Below are 897 nucleotides of genomic sequence, written 5' to 3' on the forward strand. Positions count from 1 at the left end.
ACAATCAAAATTTAAAGTAATTAAAGCATTGAAGAAAGCGACCCCAAGCTATACGGTATCTGAGTTGTGTCGTGCTTTAGAAGTCAGTACAAGTAGTTATTACTATGCGCCCGTCGCGCCAAATAAGTCAGAGCAGGCACTGCTGGCGTTAATTAAATCTATCGCTGACGATTCTGGTTATACGTATGGTAGACGCAGAGTGAACGTTGAACTGAATGCGTTAAATCATACGATTGGAATATATAAAACAGCGGCACTGATGAAAAAGTTGAATATAAAAGCCATCAGGCCGAAGAAAAAACATTACTACCCTAACTCAGGTGATGAACATAAGTACGCACAGAACCTCTTAAAACGAGAGTTTAACCCTGATTCACATAACACGCATTGGGTCGGTGATATTACCTATATCAGGAACCGTCAAGGGTGGAGCTACTTGGCCTGTGTGTTAGACTTATCAACGAGGGAAGTTGTAGGGTATGCCTTATCAACAAGCCCAAATGCTGAATTGGCTATAGCAGCATTGAATAATGCTATTAAGCGTCAACAGCCGGTTCTTAATCAACTGATGTTTCATTCCGATCAGGGGTGTCAGTATTCTGCTGCCTCGTTTAGAGCTCGGTTATCACAACTAACTATAACGCAAAGTATGAGTCGTCGAGGTAATTGTTGGGATAATGCAGTAATGGAGCGATTTTTTAGAAGTTTAAAAACAGAGCGACTGAATCGCCTGTCATTTATAAATCATCATTCAGTTATAAGTGAGGTGGACAATTATATTCAGTTTTACAATTACAAACGTAGGCATTCTACGCTTAATTATATGACGCCACATCAGAAATATAATGAATTAAAAAATGCCGCTTAGAATCTCTACAGAATTTGTTGACCATTACA

General features: G+C 39.2%; 1 protein-coding gene. It reads left to right on the forward strand.

The genetic code is table 11. The annotated features are described in order from the left end of the window. Positions 1 to 868: IS3 family transposase (locus H5200_RS23260; RefSeq protein ID WP_182762855.1), on the forward strand; the 868-nt coding region annotated here is incomplete at its 5' end. Positions 869 to 897: the final 29 nt, after the last annotated feature.

The sequence above is a fragment of the Pseudoalteromonas sp. SG43-7 genome, assembly GCF_014164295.1.
In the GTDB taxonomy this organism is placed as follows: Bacteria; Pseudomonadota; Gammaproteobacteria; order Enterobacterales; family Alteromonadaceae; genus Pseudoalteromonas; species Pseudoalteromonas rhizosphaerae.